The organism is Paenibacillus castaneae (genome assembly GCF_002884445.1).
GTDB lineage: Bacteria > Bacillota > Bacilli > Paenibacillales > Paenibacillaceae > Pristimantibacillus > Pristimantibacillus castaneae.
In genome coordinates, this window is record NZ_KZ614144.1 from 5,469,793 (window position 1) to 5,476,711 (window position 6,919).

Sequence of the window (6,919 nt, forward strand, 5' to 3'; positions counted from 1 at the left end):
AGGGAGTGGTTTCTTATTTTTAATTAACAATCGCTGAATCGGCAGGATACACAAGACCGATCTGTCTCCTTGCCTCATCCATAATCTCCATCGTCATCAATGAATGTTCAAAGGAATTAACGGAAGACTCCGTACGCCCTGCCTGAACGAGCTCCACAAATTCCTTCGCTTCATAATACATCGACTTGCTGCCCGTTGGCTGCGAAATGTCCTCTGTGCTTCCGTTGCGATATTGAATTTCAACTTTGCTGGAATCGCTGATTCTATCAATGACGATGCTTCCTAGCTCACCTTGAATTTCGGACGGCAGCGAGGAATGTGTTATTTTCGAATACATAATTACAGCATCCATATGCGGGTATTGCAGCAAAATGCTGCCTTCACCGTCAACACCCGATTCCAGCATCACACCCGTAGCTTTAATAACGTCGGGCTTGCCAAACAGCGCAACGAGCGGATAGATACAATAAATCCCTAAGTCCATCAATGCACCGTTCGAGAAAATAGGATTAAATGCATTTAATACCGTACCTGCTTTGTAAGCATCATATCTCGAGGAATATTGGCAGTAGCTTGCAAAATAGCGACGAACCGTTCCTAGCTTATGTATGTTTTCTTGCATGGCTTTAAAGTTCGGGAGAAGTGTTGATTTCAATGCCTCCATGAGCAAAACGCCATTTTCTGCGGCAGCAGCAATCATTTGTCTGAGCTCATTCGTGTTCGAAGCTATCGGCTTCTCGCAAAGCACATGAATGCCCTTGTTCATGCATGTAATAGCATGTCCTGCATGGAAGGAGTTAGGGCTCGCAATATAGACTGCATCAATCTGTCCGCTTGCTGCCATTTCCTCCACATCTGTATATATATTCGCTATTCCATGCTTCGCTGAAAATTCATTTGCCGTTTCCTTAGTACGCGAATACACAGCCGTTAAAGAAAATCCTTCCACTTCAAGCGCCGCATCTATAAAAGCTTCTGTAATCCAGTTCGTTCCGATAATGCCAAATCGTATCATAGCAGTTGCTCCTTACATTTGAATTTCCAAATCTACCGACCTTTATTCTGCTGTATATGTTACCTTATGCCTTAAGATCTCGTATACATTATAGCTCTACAAGGAGTATCATGCCAAATCTACCAGTCTATTCTTTGACAACCAACCATACTTTGTATTAATATTCGTAATACAAATAATACAATATATGTTGGGGTGATCCGATGATAATAACACTTGATTATAATAGCGAAATACCGATTTATATTCAGCTTCGTAATCAAATTATCATCGGAATCGGTGTTGGCGGATTGTCATACGGTGAGAAATTACCGACTGTCAGGCAGTTGGCAGATGATTTAAGCGTTAATGCTATGACTGTCAATAAAGCATATGCCATTTTGAAAAATGAGGGTTATATATCCATTGATCGGCGATATGGCGCCAAAGTTTCAGCAATGCGGCAAGGCCATGCCGACTACAAACAAAAGCTCGAAAGCGAGTTAACTCTCGTTATATCAGAAGCAGCGCTTAATGGAATCTCGTCAGAGGAATTCATGCATATTTGCTCCAACATCTTCACCGCTGTTGCCGTCAAAAATCAACACCTACCAGACTAGGAGGCTTTTCATGTACACGCTTGTTCTCATCATACCTGTACTCATTACTTATATTCTTGTTCTTGCAACATTTCTAAATCTATCTAAACCAAACAATAACATTATATTTGGTGTTATTTTTCCTGAGAAAGTATTACATAGAGCAGAGATTAAACAGCTTCAAGCCGATTACAAGAAATCGTACACGCTTTATGGTGTGCTTATTTTGGTTACGCTTATCCCGTTTTTCCTGCTCGTTAACTACTTTTCTCTAGCGTTTATTTATACATTCATTTGGTTTGTCGCGTTCATTTATACGTCCAAGCTCCCATTTCATAACATTCACCACAAAGCAACCGCGCTAAAAAGAGAAAATGAATGGTTTGTCGGAGAAAAACGTCTCATTTCCATTGAATCAAAAGTAAACACGCTGAAGAATGCGAAGATTGTATCACGCTTCTGGTTTCTAATTCCTGCCCTTATTTCCCTCGTCCCCCTCATCCTATCTATTCAAGACGACAATATACTGTTAACAATGACTGGGTTCGCATCACTGGCCATGACTGTCATTCTTTTTGTCATTTACTTTTTTTTCGCCAATATGAAATCAAAGGTATACAGCAAAAATCAAGATATTAACGAAGCTCTGAACCTTGCAAGCAAGCGCATCTGGTCCATTTTGTGGGTAGGCATGGCCATTTTTGAAAGCTTGAATGCGATCGTTGCTTACAGCATTTTAACGATGGGCAACTCATCAAGCTTCACCTACTGGATCATAGGCATCGTGATGGTATCATTAGTGCCGCTTGCCAGCATATTTTATGTCCACAATAAGGTACGCGATCTTGAAGAAAGCCTAGCTTACACGGATGGACATGATCGACTCGCTGATGAAGATGCTTATTGGCTTAATGGCTCCGTCTATTATAATCCTGACGACAAGTCGATCATGGTTCCTAAGCGTGTGGGGATGGGTTCAACTATCAATATGGCAACTCCAATGGGGAAATGGATACAATACGGCAGTTTAGTGCTTGTACTAGCCATTGTTATTCCAGTTGGCGCATTCATTATTCAATCCGACAATACTTCTCCGTCCTTAACGATTGATGAATCTAATATCGTATCCATTGATTATCCGCTTTACGACTATAGCTTCCCGGTTGAGGAGATTGAGGAGATTACTTTAGAGGACTCCATTCCTTCTGGATTCAGAACCAATGGTATAGCTACCTCGGAATACGCCCGCGGCAGCTTCTCGATGGACAAGCTGGGAGATACGAAGCTATATATTTTCAAAAATTCGCCGCCTTACTTATTCATCAAAATAAACGGCTCATATGTCATTTATAACGAAAAAGAGCCTCTCAAAACGTTGGCTCTCTATAATAATTTGACGAAGTTAATGGCTAAGTAGAGATTGATTAAAAGCAGCCTTTTCATTATTAGCCATACACGAATTGTTCCAGCTCCAATACAGCATGCTCGTCTGCCTGATTAGAATTATCGAAATATAACACGGAGGATGCTGGCAAGCGCCAGCTTAACGTTTTACTTGTTAGTGAGAGCCGGAATTCACTCCAGTGATCGAGCTTCCACCGATCGAGCTCCGATCCTCGCTTACGAATGCGTTCATAGTACTGCTGTTCGTCATGAAGGGAAACGAATATAACCTTTACAGACACATCATCTAGTGAGGCCTCTATGGAGGAGAGCTCCTGCTCAATCCATCTAGGGGTCTCTATACCTTTTGTAAAAGGGCCTATAACAAGCACATCATTCCCAATATCGATGTTCTCAAGCGCCGCATCCATCGTGATGCGATAGCCCAGGTCACGACAGAGCGCCTTATAAGCCTTTGAATCTCTATCCGTTGGGTCTAGGCCCGCTTGCGTCATGAGAGCAACAGCAGCCGGCCGCAGCAGTGTATCCATATCCAGTAGAACTGCTCCTCTTCGCTTTGCCAAAGCTTTCGCCAGCGTCGTCTTTCCTGCGCCAGCACCGCCAACAAAAAAAACTAATTTTCGCATCTATTGCCCTCCGTTCTCGTTATAACCTTATTCATAACAAAAAAACACCCTGCAATGCAAGGTGTTCTGAATGTAAATGATGGAGCGGAAGACGGGAATCGAACCCGCGACCCTCGCCTTGGCAAGGCGATGCTCTACCGCTGAGCCACTTCCGCGAATAAATGGCTGGGGATTCAGGATTCGAACCTGAGATGACGGAGTCAAAGTCCGTTGCCTTACCGCTTGGCTAAACCCCAACATATATGGGTACTGCTTTTTTTGAATGGCGGAGCTGACGGGATTCGAACCCGCGGTCTCCTGCGTGACAGGCAGGCATGTTGGGCCACTACACCACAGCTCCATATGTAAGCTCGGATAAATCCGAAGGTGAAACTTTGGTTGCGGGGGCAGGATTTGAACCTGCGGCCTTCGGGTTATGAGCCCGACGAGCTACCGGGCTGCTCCACCCCGCGTCATTTGAAACTATTTCACAGACATAACAAAACCCACTGTTGTGGGTCAAGCGTTAATGCAAGCATTAACAGCTTACGCCCTGAAAACTGGATACGAAAGGTAGGTTTGCTGAAACCTTACTGCTGCTGTCTGCCGGATGTATGGGTCCAAACAAACTGTTTTAGGATAAGCCCTCGACCGATTAGTATTCGTCAGCTCCACACATTGCTGTGCTTCCACCCCGAACCTATCAACCTCGTCGTCTTCAAGGGGTCTTACATACTGGGAAATCTCATCTTGAGGGGGGCTTCACGCTTAGATGCTTTCAGCGCTTATCCCGTCCGTACTTGGCTACCCAGCGGTGCTCCTGGCGGAACAACTGGTACACCAGCGGTACGTCCATCCCGGTCCTCTCGTACTAAGGACAGCTCCTCTCAAATTTCCTGCGCCCGCGACAGATAGGGACCGAACTGTCTCACGACGTTCTGAACCCAGCTCGCGTACCGCTTTAATGGGCGAACAGCCCAACCCTTGGGACCTACTTCAGCCCCAGGATGCGATGAGCCGACATCGAGGTGCCAAACCTCCCCGTCGATGTGGACTCTTGGGGGAGATAAGCCTGTTATCCCCAGGGTAGCTTTTATCCGTTGAGCGATGGCCCTTCCATTCGGTACCACCGGATCACTAAGCCCGACTTTCGTCCCTGCTCGACTTGTAGGTCTCGCAGTCAAGCTCCCTTATGCCTTTGCACTCTACGAATGATTTCCAACCATTCTGAGGGAACCTTTGGGCGCCTCCGTTACATTTTAGGAGGCGACCGCCCCAGTCAAACTGTCCACCTGACACGGTCCCCGAACCAGTTTCATGGTCCTAGGTTAGAACTCCGATACGATCAGGGTGGTATCCCAACGTTGCCTCCACACAAGCTGGCGCTCATGCTTCAAAGGCTCCCACCTATCCTGTACAGATCGTACCAAAGTTCAATATCAAGTTACAGTAAAGCTCCATGGGGTCTTTCCGTCTTGTCGCGGGTAACCTGCATCTTCACAGGTATTAAAATTTCACCGGATCTCTCGTTGAGACAGCGCCCAAGTCGTTACGCCATTCGTGCGGGTCAGAATTTACCTGACAAGGAATTTCGCTACCTTAGGACCGTTATAGTTACGGCCGCCGTTTACTGGGGCTTCGGTTCACAGCTTCGGGTTTAACCCCTAACCGCTCCCCTTAACCTTCCAGCACCGGGCAGGCGTCAGCCCGTATACTTCGCCTTACGGCTTCGCACAGACCTGTGTTTTTGCTAAACAGTCGCTTGGGCCTTTTCACTGCGGCCCCCTCAGGCTATTCACCTTACCGGGGCACCCCTTCTCCCGAAGTTACGGGGTCATTTTGCCGAGTTCCTTAACGAGAGTTCTTCCGCGCGCCTTAGCATGCTCTGCTCGCCTACCTGTGTCGGTTTGCGGTACGGGCACCTAGATCTCACTAGAGGCTTTTCTTGACAGCCGGAGTACATGACCTTCGCTACTGCAATTTTCGCTCCCCATCACAGCCCAGCCTTTATGATCGACGGATTTGCCTATCGATCAGCCTCACTGCTTGGACGGACTATTCCATCAGTCCGCGTCACTGCCCTTCTGTGTCACCCCATTGCTCAAACAATCTTCGGTGGTACAGGAATTTCAACCTGTTGTCCATCCACTACGCCTTTCGGCCTCGCGTTAGGTCCCGACTTACCCTGAGAGGACGAGCCTTCCTCAGGAACCCTTAGGCTTTCGGCGGACAAGATTCTCACTTGTCTTTTCGTTACTCATACCGGCATTCTCACTTGAATACAGTCCACCAGTCCTCACGGTCCAACTTCAATCCGTATTCAACGCTCCCCTACCCAAGTACCATATAGGCACATGTCATAGCTTCGGTGGTGTGTTTAGCCCCGTTACATTTTCGGCGCAGAGTCACTCGACCAGTGAGCTATTACGCACTCTTTAAATGATGGCTGCTTCTAAGCCAACATCCTGGTTGTCTTTGCAACTCCACATCCTTTCCCACTTAACACACACTTGGGGACCTTAGCTGATGATCTGGGCTGTTTCCCTCTTGACAATGGATCTTAGCACTCACTGTCTGACTCCCGAGTAGCACGTCTATGGCATTCGGAGTTTGACTGGACTTGGTAACCCTTGGCGGGCCCCGCACCCAATCAGTGCTCTACCTCCACGACGCTCATTCCTCGAGGCTAGCCCTAAAGCTATTTCGGGGAGAACCAGCTATCTCCGAGTTCGATTGGAATTTCTCCGCTACCCCCACCTCATCCCCGCACTTTTCAACGTGCGTGGGTTCGGGCCTCCAGTGCGTGTTACCGCACCTTCACCCTGGACAGGGGTAGATCACACGGTTTCGGGTCTACGACCACGTACTTATTCGCCCTATTCAGACTCGCTTTCGCTGCGGCTCCGTCTTCCCGACTTAACCTTGCACGTAATCGTAACTCGCCGGTTCATTCTACAAAAGGCACGCCATCACCCATTTAACGGGCTCTGACTTCTTGTAAGCGCACGGTTTCAGGTTCTTTTTCACTCCGCTTCCGCGGTGCTTTTCACCTTTCCCTCACGGTACTGCTTCACTATCGGTCACCAGGGAGTATTTAGCCTTGGCAGATGGTCCTGCCGGATTCCGACGGGGTTTCTCGTGTCCCGCCGTACTCAGGATCCGTCTCGGAGAGTGCTTGCTTTCGGTTACAGGGCTTTTACCTGCTCTGGCGGGCCTTTCCAGACCTCTTCGCCTACCAAACACTTTTGTAACTCCATGTGAGACGTCCTACAACCCCAAGGAGCAAGCTCCTTGGTTTGGGCTAATCCGCGTTCGCT

4 protein-coding genes, 4 tRNA genes and 1 rRNA gene (1 of these 9 cut by a window edge) are annotated in these 6,919 nt (G+C 47.5%); 2 read left to right on the top strand and 7 right to left on the bottom strand.

All coding sequences use genetic code 11. The features are described 5' to 3' along the window. Positions 1-19: 19 nt before the first annotated feature. Positions 20-1,015, bottom strand: coding sequence for a Gfo/Idh/MocA family protein (locus CEF13_RS24480; protein ID WP_102714840.1), 996 nt, complete (start codon positions 1,013-1,015; stop codon positions 20-22). A gap of 203 nt (positions 1,016-1,218) precedes the next feature. Between CEF13_RS24480 and CEF13_RS24485 the strand changes: the two genes are divergently transcribed. Both CEF13_RS24485 and CEF13_RS24490 read left to right on the top strand, forming a co-directional pair. Beyond that, on the top strand, positions 1,219-1,614 hold the full coding sequence (locus CEF13_RS24485; RefSeq protein WP_102714842.1) for a GntR family transcriptional regulator: 396 nt from the start codon (positions 1,219-1,221) through the stop codon (positions 1,612-1,614). Positions 1,615-1,624: 10 nt separating this feature from the next. Further along, positions 1,625-3,010: a DUF5808 domain-containing protein gene (locus CEF13_RS24490; RefSeq protein ID WP_102714844.1), complete on the top strand. Its 1,386-nt coding sequence runs from the start codon at positions 1,625-1,627 to the stop codon at positions 3,008-3,010. Positions 3,011-3,038: 28 nt separating this feature from the next. On the opposite strand, the gene CEF13_RS24495 is transcribed toward CEF13_RS24490, so the two are convergent. The 6 genes from CEF13_RS24495 to CEF13_RS24520 form a co-directional block, all read right to left on the bottom strand. Then, positions 3,039-3,623, bottom strand: coding sequence for a P-loop nucleotide/nucleoside kinase family protein (locus CEF13_RS24495; RefSeq protein WP_102714846.1), 585 nt, complete (start codon positions 3,621-3,623; stop codon positions 3,039-3,041). Positions 3,624-3,703: 80 nt separating this feature from the next. Continuing rightward, positions 3,704-3,778 (bottom strand) — tRNA-Gly (locus CEF13_RS24500). 7 nt (positions 3,779-3,785) lie between these two features. After that, positions 3,786-3,859 (bottom strand) — tRNA-Gln (locus CEF13_RS24505). A 27-nt stretch (positions 3,860-3,886) separates the two neighbouring features. Then, positions 3,887-3,963 (bottom strand) — tRNA-Asp (locus CEF13_RS24510). A 35-nt stretch (positions 3,964-3,998) separates the two neighbouring features. Continuing rightward, positions 3,999-4,075, bottom strand: a tRNA-Met gene (locus CEF13_RS24515). 162 nt (positions 4,076-4,237) lie between these two features. Continuing rightward, positions 4,238-6,919: ribosomal RNA gene (locus CEF13_RS24520) — 23S ribosomal RNA — on the bottom strand (it continues 254 nt past the right edge of the window).